The 15,109-nt window shown below is 67.4% G+C and carries 18 protein-coding genes and 2 tRNA genes; 9 read left to right on the forward strand and 11 right to left on the reverse strand.

All coding sequences use genetic code 11. The annotated features are described in order from the left end of the window. Positions 1-158: 158 nt before the first annotated feature. A complete protein-coding gene (locus AB0I34_RS33865; RefSeq protein WP_360453015.1) occupies positions 159-761 on the reverse strand; it encodes an ATP-binding protein in 603 nt (200 codons plus the stop codon). A gap of 122 nt (positions 762-883) precedes the next feature. Here AB0I34_RS33865 and AB0I34_RS33870 point away from each other — a divergent pair, with 122 nt between their 5' ends. Both AB0I34_RS33870 and AB0I34_RS33875 read left to right on the forward strand, forming a co-directional pair. Next, the gene (locus AB0I34_RS33870; protein ID WP_360453017.1) at positions 884-1,123 is read left to right on the forward strand and encodes a hypothetical protein; all 240 of its coding nucleotides are present in this window, start codon (positions 884-886) and stop codon (positions 1,121-1,123) included. Between the two features lie 60 nt (positions 1,124-1,183). Then, complete coding sequence (locus AB0I34_RS33875; RefSeq protein ID WP_360453019.1) at positions 1,184-2,080, forward strand: hypothetical protein; 897 nt, start codon at positions 1,184-1,186, stop codon at positions 2,078-2,080. Positions 2,081-2,684: 604 nt separating this feature from the next. Here AB0I34_RS33875 and AB0I34_RS33880 read toward each other — a convergent pair. Continuing rightward, complete coding sequence (locus tag AB0I34_RS33880; protein ID WP_360453021.1) at positions 2,685-3,527, reverse strand: hypothetical protein; 843 nt, start codon at positions 3,525-3,527, stop codon at positions 2,685-2,687. Between the two features lie 641 nt (positions 3,528-4,168). On the opposite strand from AB0I34_RS33880, the gene AB0I34_RS33885 reads away from it, so the two are divergent. Together AB0I34_RS33885 and AB0I34_RS33890 are read left to right on the forward strand one after the other, a co-directional pair. Next, positions 4,169-5,191, forward strand: coding sequence for an IS630 family transposase (locus tag AB0I34_RS33885; protein ID WP_360453172.1), 1,023 nt, complete (start codon positions 4,169-4,171; stop codon positions 5,189-5,191). Between the two features lie 154 nt (positions 5,192-5,345). Then, positions 5,346-5,561 carry a hypothetical protein gene (locus tag AB0I34_RS33890; protein ID WP_360453023.1) on the forward strand — a complete coding sequence of 72 codons (216 nt, stop codon included), beginning with the start codon at positions 5,346-5,348 and terminating at the stop codon, positions 5,559-5,561. On the opposite strand, the gene AB0I34_RS33895 is transcribed toward AB0I34_RS33890, so the two are convergent. Then, on the reverse strand, positions 5,554-6,909 hold the full coding sequence (locus tag AB0I34_RS33895) for a hypothetical protein (protein ID WP_360453025.1): 1,356 nt from the start codon (positions 6,907-6,909) through the stop codon (positions 5,554-5,556). The two genes, AB0I34_RS33890 and AB0I34_RS33895, sit on opposite strands and share 8 nt — an antisense overlap. A gap of 230 nt (positions 6,910-7,139) precedes the next feature. Between AB0I34_RS33895 and AB0I34_RS33900 the strand changes: the two genes are divergently transcribed. Together AB0I34_RS33900 and AB0I34_RS33905 are read left to right on the forward strand one after the other, a co-directional pair. Beyond that, positions 7,140-7,349: a single-stranded DNA-binding protein gene (locus AB0I34_RS33900; RefSeq protein WP_360453174.1), complete on the forward strand. Its 210-nt coding sequence runs from the start codon at positions 7,140-7,142 to the stop codon at positions 7,347-7,349. 157 nt (positions 7,350-7,506) lie between these two features. After that, positions 7,507-7,767: a hypothetical protein gene (locus AB0I34_RS33905; RefSeq protein WP_360453026.1), complete on the forward strand. Its 261-nt coding sequence runs from the start codon at positions 7,507-7,509 to the stop codon at positions 7,765-7,767. A gap of 378 nt (positions 7,768-8,145) precedes the next feature. Here the strand turns inward: AB0I34_RS33905 and AB0I34_RS33910 are convergent, their stop codons facing one another. Further along, positions 8,146-8,349, reverse strand: a complete 204-nt coding sequence (locus tag AB0I34_RS33910) for a GntR family transcriptional regulator (protein WP_360453028.1) — start codon at positions 8,347-8,349, stop codon at positions 8,146-8,148. Between the two features lie 951 nt (positions 8,350-9,300). Beyond that, positions 9,301-9,374 (reverse strand) — tRNA-Ile (locus AB0I34_RS33915). Between the two features lie 127 nt (positions 9,375-9,501). Here AB0I34_RS33915 and AB0I34_RS33920 point away from each other — a divergent pair. Next, positions 9,502-9,639 (forward strand): hypothetical protein, encoded by a 138-nt coding sequence (locus AB0I34_RS33920; RefSeq protein WP_360453030.1) that lies wholly within the window; start codon positions 9,502-9,504, stop codon positions 9,637-9,639. Between the two features lie 178 nt (positions 9,640-9,817). Here the strand turns inward: AB0I34_RS33920 and AB0I34_RS33925 are convergent. The 5 genes from AB0I34_RS33925 to AB0I34_RS33945 all read right to left on the reverse strand — a co-directional run bounded on the left by AB0I34_RS33925 (position 9,818) and on the right by AB0I34_RS33945 (position 12,514). Then, positions 9,818-9,890: transfer RNA gene (locus AB0I34_RS33925), tRNA-Asn, on the reverse strand. A 104-nt stretch (positions 9,891-9,994) separates the two neighbouring features. Further along, complete coding sequence (locus AB0I34_RS33930; protein ID WP_360453032.1) at positions 9,995-10,534, reverse strand: hypothetical protein; 540 nt, start codon at positions 10,532-10,534, stop codon at positions 9,995-9,997. Positions 10,535-10,593: 59 nt separating this feature from the next. Further along, the gene (locus AB0I34_RS33935; protein WP_360453034.1) at positions 10,594-11,478 is read right to left on the reverse strand and encodes a sigma-70 family RNA polymerase sigma factor; all 885 of its coding nucleotides are present in this window, start codon (positions 11,476-11,478) and stop codon (positions 10,594-10,596) included. Positions 11,479-11,690: 212 nt separating this feature from the next. Beyond that, entirely contained in the window at positions 11,691-12,197 is a 507-nt protein-coding gene (locus AB0I34_RS33940; RefSeq protein WP_360453036.1) for an SRPBCC family protein, read from the reverse strand. After that, the gene (locus AB0I34_RS33945) at positions 12,194-12,514 is read right to left on the reverse strand and encodes a metalloregulator ArsR/SmtB family transcription factor (RefSeq protein WP_360453038.1); all 321 of its coding nucleotides are present in this window, start codon (positions 12,512-12,514) and stop codon (positions 12,194-12,196) included. Before AB0I34_RS33945 ends, AB0I34_RS33940 begins: the two co-directional genes overlap by 4 nt. 110 nt (positions 12,515-12,624) lie before the next feature. Between AB0I34_RS33945 and AB0I34_RS33950 the strand changes: the two genes are divergently transcribed. Both AB0I34_RS33950 and AB0I34_RS33955 read left to right on the forward strand, forming a co-directional pair. After that, positions 12,625-13,488, forward strand: a complete 864-nt coding sequence (locus tag AB0I34_RS33950; protein WP_360453177.1) for an exodeoxyribonuclease III — start codon at positions 12,625-12,627, stop codon at positions 13,486-13,488. Beyond that, positions 13,488-14,609: a hypothetical protein gene (locus AB0I34_RS33955; RefSeq protein ID WP_360453040.1), complete on the forward strand. Its 1,122-nt coding sequence runs from the start codon at positions 13,488-13,490 to the stop codon at positions 14,607-14,609. The genes AB0I34_RS33950 and AB0I34_RS33955 overlap by 1 nt, the downstream gene beginning before the upstream one ends. Here AB0I34_RS33955 and AB0I34_RS33960 read toward each other — a convergent pair. Then, positions 14,602-15,102, reverse strand: a complete 501-nt coding sequence (locus tag AB0I34_RS33960) for a DUF664 domain-containing protein (protein ID WP_360453042.1) — start codon at positions 15,100-15,102, stop codon at positions 14,602-14,604. The genes AB0I34_RS33955 and AB0I34_RS33960 overlap by 8 nt on opposite strands. Positions 15,103-15,109: the final 7 nt, after the last annotated feature.

Genomic DNA, 15,109 nt, shown 5'->3' on the forward strand with positions numbered 1-15,109 from the left:
TACGCGGACCGGCCCGTGGGCGGCCGTCCCCGTCCGGAATGGGATCGCTCGTCGCGGCAACATCCGGCACCGGGGTGGCTCGCGATCCGCGGTGATATCTTCCCGCGCGACTACCTGGAAGGCCCCGCTCGCCTACGTGGCGCACACGCCGTGGACCGTCATCTCTCGGAGAGTCGCCCGTTCAAGCTCTGAGCGAGGGATGGCCAAAATCGCTGTGCCCAGTCAAACCAGCTCTCATCCCCGGGCGGCGGAGAGGGCAGAAACGAACCGGAGAGCTCGTCTGCGTCGGGGACCTCGAACTGCTCTCTCCAGGGGTCGAGCTCCGCCTCGGCCATAGGAAATGTCTGCTCTGGCGTGTGTTTCCAGCGGTTCTGAATCCGACTCCATTGCACCTCGCGTTCCACAGGCAGGTACACGATCTCACAGGACGCTCCCACCGAAGCGGCCATCCAGCGCAGGGCGCAGCGCTCATCACGCGACCACAGACCGAAGTCAAGAACGACGCTGAGCCGCAGGCGCAGGGCGTCGATGGCCAGTGCGACGAGGCGGCCCTCCAGCAGCCACCGCTTGCCGCCGGGCTCCTGGTGACGGTCTTCTTGGCCGAAGAGGGTGAGCGCCCAGTCGTCGGCGGTGAGCTGCAGGGCTCCGCGCTCCGCCGCCAGCTCCCCCGCTCGAAGGGTCTTCCCGGACCCGGGAAGGCCAACCATCAAAAATAGTGTGGGTGCCTGCCCCGGCTGCGTGTTTCTCACAGTCGCATGCATGTGGTCCATGGTGCCTGCCACTCGCCGACGAGCATCCAGGGGTGGGCGAGCACCGCATCGCCCGCCAGGGTGACAGCTAGGGCCGTTGGCGATTACTCGAACTGGTGTTCTAGTCTGAAGGAATGGGGACGAATCGCCGCTACCCGCGGGAGCCGCCGCCGGATAGCCGGCGCCGGCATTGCTGGGTGATGCGGACGGCTCGCGAGCGAGGTCCGTGGCCTGGCTTGATCCTCGATTGGCGCCGTACCTCGTCGGGGGAGTGGCAGGCGCGGGTCGTCTACGTGCCTGACCTGCGCCGACCGGAATCTGTCGAGGGGTGGTTCGCGGCCGCCAATCTGCGGCCGCTGGACCCGAAGGCCTAGCCCGGCTAGGCCACGCGATGTGCGTTGCCGACGACGGCGCGCCCAACGCATGGTGGACAAATGGAGACCGACGCCGCGATTGTCGAGCTGTACGGGTTGATACCCGAACAGTTCATCGGCGCCCGGAACCAGCTCGCCAAGGCGGCCCGCGACGCCGGAGACCAGCAAACCGCCACTGCGGTAGCGGTCCTCCGCAAGCCGACGGTGTCCGTCTGGCTCGCCAACCAACTCGTCCGCACCGATCCCGACGGCATCCACGCCTTGACCCAACTCGGCGAACAGCTGCGCGAGACCTACCTGTCGTCCGACAGCACCCGACGGCGCGAACTCACCCGACAACGCCACGACCTGGTCCGCAACCTCGTCCGTGTCGCGCGCGACCAGGCCGCCGGCGGACGCCGCCTTACAGCCCAAACCACGGAACGACTCACCGAAACCCTCGAAGCCGCACTCGTCGACCCCGCGGCCGCGCAACTCCTCCGCTCCGGACAGCTGACAAGCGCCCTTCGGCACATCGGATTCGGCGTGGTCGACGAGAATGGCGACCCGGTCCGGCTCGCCCCCATCAGGCCGCGCGTCGTACGCCGTGCCGCCCCGCCTCGTACACGCAAGCAAAACATCAAGCCGTCCCGCCACGCGGCGATCGATCGCACACTCGATCAGCGTCTACGCGACCAGAAGCAACGCCACGCGCAGGCGGAGACCGACTACACACAGGCGCTGGCCGAGCATGACGAGGCCGAACGGACACTGGACGCGCACCAGCACCGGATCGGAGACCTCGAGGCCGATCTGGTTCGCCTGAACGACCAGCTCGAAGGAACCCGGCAAAGCCTCAGGGAGGCCCGCAAACAGGCGTCGCGGCTGCAGCGTGCCTTCAACCAGACCGCCCGCCAGGTCGCCGCGATCAAGCGACGGCTCGACGCCGAGCAGTGGCGCCTGAACGCGCTCGACTGACGAATGCCGGGGAGCTCCAGTTCGGTTCGGCCGACCCGTCTACGAGCGGCAGAGGACTGGCGATCAGACCCTCGTAGGTGCGCGCCGGTAATGGGCGAACGCGGCGTCTCGATGGGCGCGGTCGGCGGGCAGGTCCCGCGGGTCGCTTCGCCGTAGAGGGTGTGGAACTGTTCTTCGAGGACGGTCAGCGACTGGCTGTCGCAGACGAGGTGGTCGATCACCAGGCCCGCCAGGGTTTCGGACGGTGTCTCGCACACCTCGCCCGGTGATGTGGGGACGGCGAGCCGGCCCTCGATCGCTGTCGTGTGTTCGGTCTCCGACCGGCGCACGACAGTGATCTGCGAGAGCTTACTCGAGCGGGCCAGGCCGAGTTGGACGCCGTACAACAGCCCGAGTTGCGAATGATGCCGGAAGAGAGCCGCCAAGGCGGCGACTGCGGGTGGCATCGAGTCGGCACCGGCGGGAGGCGCCAACCGATGTAGGTACGCTGCGGAAAGGGCTGCGTGCTGTTGTCCCTCAGGTGCTTGTCGCGTTCGAGACGCGCCAGTTGAGCGGGGGACGGGCGAAGGAATGTGAGGGGGCGGCAGGCGACAGTTCCTCGGGCTCACTGATCGGAACCGTCCAGGAAGCGCCGCGCCTCGGCCAGCCCACCGTCCCGGTCGGCGCGCACCTGGGCCATCAACGCCGGAACGACGTAGTCGAGTGACCGGCGACCCTCGCGACGGTTGAACACATGCAGCCCGGCCGTTCCGAGAACCACTGCGAGGACGCCGCTCAGCTCCTGGTCCGGGTCGGCGCTTCCTAAGTAGAGGGTGCGTGCTTCAGCCTCTGAGATCCGGAGACGACCGACGAACAACAGCACCACTTGCCGACGGTTGCCGCCGACGAGGAGTGCCTCGAGGCGCGGCGCCGTCGACCAGTACTCGTTGAGTCCGGGGAACTCCTCGTCCAGTTCCCTGCGCATGACGCCCTGGACGTCGAGGACTCCGTCCACGACGTCGGCCGGCGTTGCGCCGCCACCGATGAACTTCACCTTGCCCGCGCTCGACGAGGTCTTCCCGACATCAGCGAGGAGCGCACGTCCGTCGCTGGTGATGGGCAGCACGTTGACCGCAACCGGGCAGCAGGTGTCGGCCGCCGGGAGATCCTGTTCGCGGTTGGCCAGGTAGTGGGCGAAGGTGGTGCAGCGTAGGTCGCCGACCCAGCGTCCCTCAGTGGAACGCAATCCCGACAGGGACAGCAGTTCACCGTTGTGAAAGGTGGGATTGTCTCTGGCCTTCTCGGTCCAGGTACGGTCGACGATCTCGCGACCCTCGGCGCTCAGGGAGATCTCCCCCCTGACGATCAGATCGAGATCGTGGTCGATGGTGAACACTCTGGCGGTGGACGTGCTTGTCATGCACAGGTACCAATCGATGTCGTAGCGGTAGTTGATCTGCGGACCCATCCTGCGGACGAGACGGCGCGCGTGTCCGACTCCGGCGGACGAGGAGCCGACGCCGGCAGCACGCGGATTTGCTGCCGAAGCGCTGAGACCGCTGAAAAGCTCCGCGTGGACGTCAGCCACAGCCGACCAGGAGTACCTCGCCTCGACATCGGAGCGGCCGTTGCTACCGCGAGGTTCGTCGTGCCGTCCACGGGCTCGATACTCAACCTGGCAGCCGCGAACTGGTGCACCTCGCTCGCGCCCTCCTGGCCCGCCCCCTTCGCCCTTCCGGCCGGCGCGAGCTAGGTCTGCCGCAGCACGCTCGGGCGAGCGACAGACACGATCCCCGGCGAGAACATGACGCCGATCTCATCGGTCCGGGCGGAGTGGCGCCCCGAAGACCTCCTCGCGCTTCAGGATCATAACGACTCGGGCTGAATTGGATCCTTCGTCGCCCAGACGACACTAGGTCATGCCGCGTTCGGAGCCTTGACTGGCGGGGCCGCCTGCAGCCGCCATGTCACCGTCGGACCTCGTTCCATGCGTCTAGTTTCGCGTGTAGTTAGTTGATTTACAGTTGGTGTGCGTCAGGATGGGGTATGGCGAATCGACCTGCTGCTGCGCTGGCTCTTCGTGACGGTGATCGGGAGCGGTTGTTGCGGATGGCTCGGTCGTCGTCGGGTCGGGCGGGCCTGGCGCAGCGGGCGCGGATCGTGCTGCTGGCGGCCGACGGTGAGGCGAATACGGCGATCGCGGAGCGGGTGGGGGTTTCGCGGCCGACGGTGATCGGTTGGCGGGAGCGGTACGCCGAGCGGGGGCTGGCGGGGTTGGATGATGAGCCGCGGTCGGGTCGGCCGCGGGTGGTCGACCATCGCAAGATCGTGGCGGAGACCCTGAAGCCGCCACCGCGGCGGCTGGGGGTGACGCACTGGTCGAGCCGGCTGATGGCCGCTCGGCTGGGGGTGAGTAACGGCACGGTGGCCAAGGCCTGGCGCGACTACGGGGTGCAGCCGTGGCGGGTGGAGACGTTCAAGTTCTCCACCGATCCCGAACTGGTCGCCAAGGTCACCGATGTGGTCGGGTTGTATCTGGCGCCGCCGGAGAACGCGATCGTCTTGTGTGTGGACGAGAAGTCGCAGGTCCAGGCGTTGGACCGGACCCAGCCGACGCTGCCGATGCAACCCGGGCTGGCCGAGCGGCGCACCCATGACTACGTCCGGCACGGCACAACCACACTGTTCGCGGCCCTGGAGATCGCCACCGGCACGGTGACCGCAGCAGTCAAGCCCCGGCACCGCCACCAGGAGTTCCTGGCCTTCCTCAAGCAGGTCGCCAAGACCTACCCCGACGACGGCGATGGCACCGAACTCCACCTGGTGATGGACAACTACGCCGCCCACAAGCGCCCCGAGATCAAGGCCTGGCTGGCAGCCAACCCGCGTATCCAGGTGCACTTCACCCCGACGTCCGGATCGTGGCTCAACCTGGTCGAGGTCTGGTTCGGCATCATCGAACGACAAGCCATCCGCCGCGGCACCTTCCGCTCTGTGCGCGACCTCAACACCAAGATCCGCGCCTTCATCGACGGCTGGAACGACCGCTGCCACCCCTTCGTCTGGACCAAGACCGCCGACCAGATCCTCAGGAAAGCCAACCGTCAGACCACTTCAAACACAGACCACTAGTAGGCGGTTAGTAGCGATTTTGTCCATACATGTGTAGGGCGCGGGCGATTTCGTGCCGCTTGGCGCGCGGCGGCCCAATGGGGAAGATCGCGACTGCTCCTAGTCTGGGCAGATAGAACGCGCCCAGACCTGCCTCGCCGGACTTGGGGAATAGGTGAGCGTGCTTGCTCCAGGCGACGACAGCGAGATTGCCGTCCGCCCGATGATGTCCACGCGCTCGATGTATTCCCACGGCATCCAGGCGGTGTGTCTCGGGCCGGCGAACGTGGACCGGCACGTCCGCTGGGTCGGCGGCACCGTCTCGGCCGGGGACCGCCCAGGTGGCGGTGCCCGCTTCGTCGTCCGTGTCCCGCTGCTGCGCCCTACCTGACGTCCACCACCCGCAGCCAGCGGAAGGCCGAGCCGACGGACTGATACGGCGAGATGAACGCGACCCGCACGTCCACGTCGGATCGCGCGAACCAGTTCGTGTAGTAGTACCCGGTGCCGGTCGTCGTCGCTGTGGCGACCGTGCTGTACGGGACCGAGGTCTGGCCGTGCGGCCGTGTCTGCACGACGACCTGCTGACCGGCGAACGGGCCGGTGGCACCCGTCGTGTACATCGCCGTCAGGTGGCCGTACGTCGACATCTTCGTACCCGGCCGGATGACCGTCGCGTTGGTCGGGGCGGCGGACCCGGTGATGGTCGCCGGCCGGGCGGTGACCGTGACCGGGCTGACCTCACGATCGATCGGCAGGTTGTCCGGGCCGGTTCCGGCGAGCTCGATCCGCAGCCGGTAGGTGCCGGCGGTATCTGGCTTCCACCAGCGCGTGAACGTGCCATCGGCGGCCGGGCTGCCGAAGGACTGCGTCCAGGTCCACGACGCGCCGTCCCACCGCTGCAGGTTGGTGAACACCGTCGTCGGGAAGGCCTTGGCGCTGACGCGCCACCACACCCCGATGTAGCCGCGTGTCGAAGCGATCAGCGGCGAAAGGCTCGCGAGCACCCGCGCGGTCACGGTGCCCGACCCGGCCGAGCCGTAGCTGGCGCTCTGGACCACCGCGACCCTGAACAGGACGGGTGCGGAGATCGGGAGCTGGAACCGGTAGCGTCCGGTGGTGTCCGTCCTGCCCGATCCGAGCAAGTGCAGCTGGCCGCTCTGCGCCCCGCCGCCGTACAGCTGCACCGTGCGGCCGGAGCTGACCGCGAGGCTGCCGGTGGAGGTGTAGTTCCGTACCACTCCGGTGACCGTGGTCTTGGTCGGGCTGGTCACCCGCGCCGGCTGCTCGATCGTCGCGGTGGTGCCGCGACGGATCCGGAACGGCACCGACACAGCCATCGACTCGGCCCCGTGCGTCACCTTGGCCACGACCCAGTCCCCGGCGCCGTTCACGAGCGGGATCGGCAGGGTCGCGGTGATCGCGATCGCCGGTGGCATGCCGGTGCCGTCGCGACCGTCGAAGGCGATCTCGCGGCGCAGTGACCCGTCGGTCTTCTGCACGGTGGCCGTCACCCCCGAGCAGTAGTCAGGCGGATACCAGTCCCCGGAGTAGGCGATGAACATCGTTGCCTGTCCGTCGCCGGCCAGCAGGTCGGGCACCGCGCCCTGGGTGTGAATGTCACCGAGGACCGGCGGGTGCAGGCATTCGTCGACGGCGTGGGCGGGGGTGGCTACGCCCAGAGTGGCCAGCGCCAGGATCAAGACTTGCGCGAGCGTGACAGTGCGCAACCGGGACATCGCGACCCCTCCCAAGGTGGACCTACCAACTTCGATGCACGCCCCGGCCAGAAAGTTGTCAGCCTTGCCGGTGAAGGGCGGCGTAGGCCGATCTCGATGTCGAGTGCATCCGCGATCTCGGCCGAAGCAGGTCCAAGGTTGGCCTCGGCCTGCTGAGTCGAACCCCATAGCACCAGATCAACTGGAAGGGAGCTGCGTCATACGTACCACCGCGGGCTTTCGAGGGCAACCTGGCCGACGATCCGCACGTCCGGTTCACCGCTTCGGGCAAGCAGATCATCGAGCTCACCGTGCTGGTGAACGCCCGTCGCCAGAACAGCGAAGGCGCGTGGGCCGACGCCGAGACGACCCGACATGTGGTGCGGGCATTCAAGACCCTCGCCGAGACATCGCTGAGTCACTGGCGAAGGCTGATCAGGTCCTCGTTCATGGAACCGTGACGACTGAGGCCTGCTGCCGCGCGTTAGTCACGTCGGCCAGGCCGCGGCATGCGGCTCGCCAGGCTGCCGGTGACCATTACGAGCCACACGAGCATCCCCCAGGCCAAATCCTCGTTCCACGCACGTTCAGCGATCCGGGCCGCCTCGGCAGCCGTGGGTGGCTTTGGCTGCGGCGCCTTCGGAGCAGGGGTTCTTCGACCGCATCTGGTACCACCGATCGCTGCAACACGAGTATCGGCTCGAGTCCGCGGGCGACGGTCCGGAGATCGACCGCCTCCTCGCGATCGCGGGACCCGGGCGGAGCCGGGTAGAGGCGACCTACACCGAACCCGGGCAGCTCGGTCCGTACACCGATTTCGATTTGGGGATGCTCAACGGCAAGTTGTCAGCCCTGCGATGGGTCCTGGGAGGCGAATAGGACTTCCTCGACACGTAGCGAAGGATCAGCTCTAGGGTCTGTCCAGGCATAGCTCGGTCTGCGCTTCTTCGTCAGCTCTGGCGGCCGGATGTTCCTTCTCCACGACGGCTGGAAGCCCCGCACAGGCACCGTCATCGTCCTCCCCGACAACGAACAGCTCCGCTGGCACTTCTCCCGTTAACGGGACACCGCAAACAAACCATCTACCGAAGACCGGCCTACGGTGTTCCGACGATCGATCGCTACGGTGAGTTGGACGACCTGAGTTCGGTGACCGAGGCAACTTCTGGCTCGCCCCCTGTGGCTACAGTCGCACGCTTACCGCGGGACGAGGTGACGAGTCCCGCTGAGACCAGCAGCGCCACGGCCCGGTGCGCGTTAGCGGGCCGCTACGCCGTACCAGCCGGCTAACGCCTTCTCGGTCGGACGTGGATCGCCGGGGGACAGGCTGCCGGAGTCGATCGCGCCCCGTAGGTCTGCGGCGATCCGTTCGTATGGTTGGAGGTCCTCGTCCAAGGCGGTTGCTATCTGCAGCAGGGACTTCCGGGCCGCCGACTCGGCCGGCGTTGGCCTGGGCGGCACCCGAGTTGGCGTCGTCCCGGCGGCGCGCTGGTCTGCCTCTGACCACCATGCCGTGTAGACGCGTAGCGTCGTCGTCCCGCCGCCGGAGTGGCCCAGGCGCCCAGTTCGCGGTCGCTCCAGCGCAGTGCTCACATTTCTCCGCGGCGGATTCCTGTGGTGGTCTTCGTCGACAGGAACGATCCCCAGTCCCCGTCTTCCTCCCATGCCGCGGTGAGCAGTCGGCCGACTTCGTCGGTGGTCGGTGGCTGTGGATTCGGAGGCGGGAGCCCTGGTTTGTCCGCGTGCTCGGGTGAGTTGACAGAGATCCATTTCCAGACGACCGCACGGTCCAGGACGCCGCTCAGGATCCAGTGGATCTGCCGGACGGTTGAGTCGGCGAGGCCCTTGCATACGTGCGGTTTGCACATCCGGCGGCATCGCCGGCATCCGCGTGGGCTGTTGCGGGGGCAGCGGTTGCCTTCGTGCTCATCACAGTTGTGTGGCCGGGTCGTTCGGTGCTCGATGTCCTTCTTGCGGCCTCAGCAGTGGATGCGGCACCGGCGCAGCTCGGAGTAGGAGGTGTCGAGTGTCTCGACGTCGAGCCGCACAAGTTGCGTTGAGCCGATCAGCGGGCTTGATGTGGCTGTTGTACCTCGACAGGTAGCCGCGCCTCGTTTGAGTGTCGACGTCGAGCACCGTGAAGTACTTCTCCATGAGCGGGTCAACCGTCGCACGGGTCTTTGGATTGCGCGTCACGTCGACCTGATTGAGGAGCCGGGTCGGTGTCTTGCCCTCACCTGAAGGGAGTCAGAGGGCAGGGTGCGAATGCAGCCCTGCTGACGCTTCGACTTGGGAGATCGAGCTGCCATGCGCAGACCGTGGCATGGCGTTCATGGCGCGAACCATGGCATGCGCCTTCGTCCGAGCCGCAGGTCAAAGTGCAGAACGTTCTCTGACCTGCGGTTTGTGGAGTAGGGCGGGCGGGACTCGAACCCGCGACCCAGGGATTATGAGTCCCCTGCTCTAACCAGCTGAGCTACCGCCCCGTGCTCGGCAGATGGTATCTGGTGGGTGTGGGGGAGTGGGGAAACCAGGGGTGCGTCAGGGGTTTGACTGAGGGGTGGGTGGGGCGGACCAGGCATGATGGAGGCAGGTCCGACGAAGGGAACACCGATGGGCTGGTTCATTTTCCTCATCCTCGTAGTGGGCGCGATCGCGGCGTACAAGTATCGGGTGCCGCTGCTGGCCAAGTTGACCGGTCAGCCGCAGGACCGGATTCAGCGCGCCATCGACCGCAAGAAGGGCAAATAACGCTGACTCCTGAGGTGTAGATCCCGCCGGTCCTGCCGCGGCTGAGGTTGCGGCAGGAGTGGTGGCATGCGTACGGCGTGCCGCCGGGCGGGTGCTCGGAGTGCCCGGACCTGACAGCGGGAACCTGACAGCGGACATGAAAGAAGCCGGCTCCTGGAGGAGGCCGGCTGGTGGGTTGCTCCCGCGACTGGACTCGAACCAGTAACCTGCCGGTTAACAGCCGGCTGCTCTGCCAATTGAGCTACGCGGGATCGGGATGGAACCTGTCCCCGAAACCCCGAGGACCTGAGTAGGTTAGCAGGACGGGGCCGAACTACAAAAACGGGATTCGGCCTGCCCGGGCTTGCCTTCTGGGTCAGATTCCGAACTCGTCACGGACCGACTTCAGGGCCGCTTCGGCGGCATCCAGTACGCCGGGTTGGTCCGGCTCCAAGCCCTTGTCCAGAACGAAGTTCCAGGCGACCGGGACGTCGGTGGTGGCCGGGTTGCGGCGGCCGATGATGCGTACGCCGCGCTTGCCGACGAGGGGGACGTGGCGCTGGATCACGATGCTCGCGTCGACCCGTTCGCGGAGCAGTTGCCCGAAGCGGCCGGGGTCGTCGACCGGGAGATCGGTGGCGCGTAGCGGCGTACCGAAGGCGGTGGTCTCGAAGACATGCAGGACCGAGGCGTCGGAGTCCCAGCCGGCCCGCTCGATCTTCTCCCAGCCGACGCGACGGACGGACTCCGGCGAGTCGGTCGGCAGGTAGACGGCCGCACGGGTGCCCGCGACCCATGTGCCGTTGGTCAGGCGGACGGCGGCCAGGATGTCTTCCTTGCCGACGGGTGAGTGCCGGGACGCGATGGACACCGCCTCGGTCAGCTCACGGGGCCAGGAACTACGCCTGAGTCTCACCTGCTCATCATCCCAGCCGCCACCAACCCAGCCCGCACCGCCCACGTCTACGAAGGCGTTCAGGCGGCGTAGTCGCGGAGATGGTGGTGGGCTCGGCGGCGCAGCTGGCGGAGGGCTTCTCGTTCGAGGACGCGGATCCGGTCCGGAGGAAGGCTGAGTTGAGTAGCGGTCTCCTCGATGGTGCTCGGGGTATGGCCTCGCAGCCCAAAGCGGTGATGGAGGACGGCTTGATGCAGATCGTCAAGGAACTCCAGGTGGTAGGCGATGTCCCGGCGCAGGCCGGCGTGCAGGACGACGGACTCGTCGTCGATCACGGGTTCGGAGTCGTCCAGATCGAGGGTCTCCGGATGGATCCGCCACGCCTGGGCGCGTTCCACCCGAGCCACCGACAGGCCGGTCTCCGTTGCGAGCTCCCGCGTGGTGGGATCGCGACCGAGCGTCTGCGTGAGCTCGTGCCGGACCGATGCCAGCCGGCCGGAGTCGGTATACGCCTGGGCAGGCATCCGGACCAGCCGTGAGCGGTCGGAGATCGCCCGGCCGATCGCCTGGCGGATCCACCAGATCGCGTACGTCGAGAAGCGGTGGCCGAGGCGGTGGTCGAACCGCTCGACCGCCCGCATCAGCCCGATGTTCCCTTCCTGAATCAGGTCGAGCAGCGAGATGCCTTTCCCGGTGTACCGCCGGGCCAGAGACACCACCAGCCGCAGGTTGCACTCGATCATCCGCCGCCACGACTGCTTGCCGAGCGCGACCACCTGCTGCAGGTCGGCTGGATCGTGCCGGCCGCGCTCGCCGGCCAGCCGCTCCGCCGCGAGCAGCCCGGCCTCGATCCAGTACGAAAGCTCGCTCACCTCCTCCAGAGTCAGTAGTTCGTGGTTCCCGATGTCGCGCAGGTAGGCGACCAGTGCGGTCCGGTCAGCCGGCTCGCAGTCCAGTTCAGCCATCCGTTCCCCTCTCTCCTGCCAAGAGCTCCTGCCAAGGGCTCCTGCCCAAGAGCCTCTGCCAAGAGCTCCTGCCCAAGAGAGTGCCGCGATTTCGCCGCGCTGAACGGATCAACTTTCCGTCGGTGGATAACTACCGGGCGTCACAACCCCCGCCTGTGGATGACGGCAGCCTCCACCCAAGCAAGCGCCGTATGATGCCCGCCAAAAGGAGCTCAGGACCAAGCCGGGTACGCCGCCGCCACCTCGGCGTACCGGTCCGACCAGTTGGGCAACACGGCCCCGGCCAGCTGCGCGTCGAGCCGATCGAAGAAGGCGTGCGTCCCAGGGATGAAGCCACGCGCGTTGGTGACGGACAGCCCGGTGTGGGTGAAGGTCAGCAGGGTCCCGTCGCCGTCCACCGACAGTTCGTACCGCACGACGCTGTCCTCGACGATGCGCTGGTGCCACTCGTGCTCGAACACATGCGGCGGGTCCCAGACGAGGATGCGCCCGGTGAGGCGCTTGGCGTCGGGCGCGGCCGGCGGCTCGTCCGGCATCATCTCGATGGTGCCCCCGGTGCGGCCGTCGATCACGGTCTCGCCGAACCAGGCCTTGCGCTCGAGCGGGTCGGTGAGCGCGGCCCACACAGCGTCGATCGGATGTGGCAGATGACGCCGGAACGTCATCGTGGCGCGGTCGCCGTCGATGATCAGGTCGCCGTAGTGGTCCTGCGTGGTCATTCGGTGGGCTCCTTCTGGTTTTGGGTCAAGTGGTTCTCGAGGGCGTCGAGGTGCCGCGGCCAGTACCTGCGGTAGCGGCTGATCCAGTTCTCGATCTCGATCAGGCGGTCGGCGCGCAGCGCGTAGATCCGGCGCTGGCCGTCCGGCCGGACCTCGACCAGTCCGACCTCGCGGAGGATCCGCAGATGCCTGGAGACCGCAGGCTGGGTGAGCTTGTGCAGGTGCGCGACCAACTCACCGGCCGGCCGCTCGCGTTCGGACAGCAGGTCCAGCAGTTCTCGCCGGCTCGGCTCGGCGATCGCCTCGAAGACGTCCATGGCCAGAAGTATTACAGCAAGCGTATATACACCTCAAGTGATATGTTTCCAACCGCGCAACTAACGGGCTGAAATGGTCCGCCCTGAGGTCTACCGTTGGCCGGGTGCGAGTGGCTACCTGGAACGTGAACTCGGTCAAGCAGCGGTTGCCCCGGTTACTGGGGTGGCTGGACGAACGGCAACCGGATGTGGTGTGCCTGCAGGAGACGAAGCTGGCGAACGACGCCTTCACCGCGTTGCTCGGTGACGAGTTGGCCGGCCGGGGCTACGAGACGGCGCTGTACGGCGAGGTGCAGTGGAACGGCGTGGCCCTGCTCTCCAAGGTCGGCCTGGAGGATGTGGTGACCGGCGTCGCCGGTGCGCCGGGCTTCCCCGATCCCGAGGCCCGTGCGGTCGCGGCGACCTGTGGTGGCATCCGGATCCACTCGCTCTACGTGCCGAACGGGCGTACTCCGGACTCCGATCACTACCACTACAAGCTCGCCTGGCTGGCTGCTCTCCGCGACGTGATCGCCGCCGGTCCCGCCGACCAGATCGTCTGTGGTGACATGAACATCGCCCCGACCGACGCCGATGTCTTCGACCCAGCGGCGTACGTCGGGCAGACCCACGTGACGCCACCGGAGCGACAGGCTCTGACGGACCTGATGAGCGCCAAAGACCTGCACGATGTCGTCCGCGATCGCTGGCCGGACAACCGCGTCTTCAGCTATTGGGACTACCGCGCCGGCATGTTCCACCAGGACCTCGGCATGCGGATCGACCTGATGCTCGCGACCGATCCGGTCGCCGACCGGGTGAAGGCAGCGTGGATCGATCGCAAGGCGCGCAAGGGCACCGGTCCGAGCGACCACGCGCCGGTGATCATCGACCTGGACGTCGCGCCTGACGGCGACATAGGCCCGGTCGTGCCCCCGCCGTCCGCGCCGCGGACCGGCCGCAAGTCCACCACCAAGCTTCCCCAGAACCGCTGATGCGTCGCCTGGTCGCGGCCATCGCGCTGATGGCAGTCCTCGCCGCGTGCAGCGGGGAGAAGAAGCAACCACCGGCAGCGCCCGCGGTGGCCTGGTCGAAGGTCGACGTCGGCGCGGAGCCGGTCGCGCTCCGGGCGTACGGCGACCAGCTGCTGATCGGCCTGCGGAATCGCGGCGCCAAGGTCGTCCCGGGTCTCGTCCTGCTCGACCAGGGGAAACAGACCCCGATCGCGATCAAGCCGAACCCGGCGAGCCCGTACGCCTACGAAGCGGTCTGGTACTCGATCGCGTACGACGGGAAGCAACTCCTCGCACTGGGCGGCGCATCGGGTGGTGCGCATTCGAACACCCGCTGGACCGTGTGGACAGGCTCGGTCGCCGGTGGCCTGATCGAGCGCCCGCAGGTGTTCTGGACCTTCGGCGGGCAGGACGCGGGCGATCTGTTCTCGGCCGTCATCACCTCCTCCGGCGGCCGGGCCCTGCTCGGATCCTGGGGCGGGGTCGAGACCGGCAACGACGCGACCGTCTGGCTGCCGCAGGGCGACGCCAAGTGGAACCGGCTGAGCTCGGCGAAGACCGCCCTGCAGAGTACGCCGTCCCTCCTCGTCGGGCCGGGCTTCGGGACGACGCTCGGCAAGAGCGTCGTGTTCGTCGGCTCCCAGGTGCGGCTCGCGCCGAACGTGGTCGCGCAGGAGGCCGCGGTCTGGCGATCGACCGACCTGAACCAGGGCTGGACCCGGATCGTCCTGCCGGATCCCGGCAACCGCAGTCAGGCCAACACCGCGACCTGCAGCAAGGACTGCGTGATCTCCGGCTACGTGGACGGGAAGCTGGCGATCTGGCGGCTCGGCGCCGACGGCACGGCACAGCGGCTCCAGGGTGTGCCGTCGATCCCGGTCGGCGACAAGGACAAGCTGCCACCGCCGATCGTCGACGGCGACAAGATCGTCCAGATCGTTGCTCAGGACAACAAGGTGAAGGTGGTCACCGGGACCGGCGGCAGCTGGACGGTCCAGGAGTCGACCGGTCCGCAGGGCCTGGTGACCGATGCGGCGGTCACCCAGGATCACAAGGTCTATCTCATCGCCGGTACGACGTTGTGGGAGACCACGCTCAGCTGAGCAGCCCCCGGACGTACGCCGCCTGACCGATGTGCTCCAGGTCGTCGCCGATCACGCTCACCAGCCGCACGCCCATCGTCACCGGCGGCGTCCAGTTCCGGTCGACGATCTTGTCGAGATCGTCGTCGGTGACGAGCCGCAGGAACTCCAGCGTCCGCGCGTGCACGGCGTCGTAGTACCCGGCCAGCAGCTCGGCCGACAGTTGCACCTGCCCGACCTGCTCGGAGGTGTGCCCGTAGCCGGTGTCGGCGGGATCGAACGGCAGCCCGAGGCGCTCGTGCCACCCGTCCGCGGTCAGGACCTGCTCGTATCCACCGACGCCGGCCAGGTGGTCGTCCTGGATCCGGGTCAGGTGCCAGACCAGCCAGGCGATCGAGTTCGCCGTGTCGCCCGGCCGGGTCGCGAGAGTCTTCTCATCGAGCCCGTCGACGACCGCGTGCACTTCCTCCTGGATCCGGCTGTACGCGTCGATCAGCAGTTCACTTGTGTTCATGGACAGT

Source organism: Kribbella sp. NPDC050281 (assembly GCF_040655855.1).
Taxonomy (GTDB): domain Bacteria; phylum Actinomycetota; class Actinomycetes; order Propionibacteriales; family Kribbellaceae; genus Kribbella.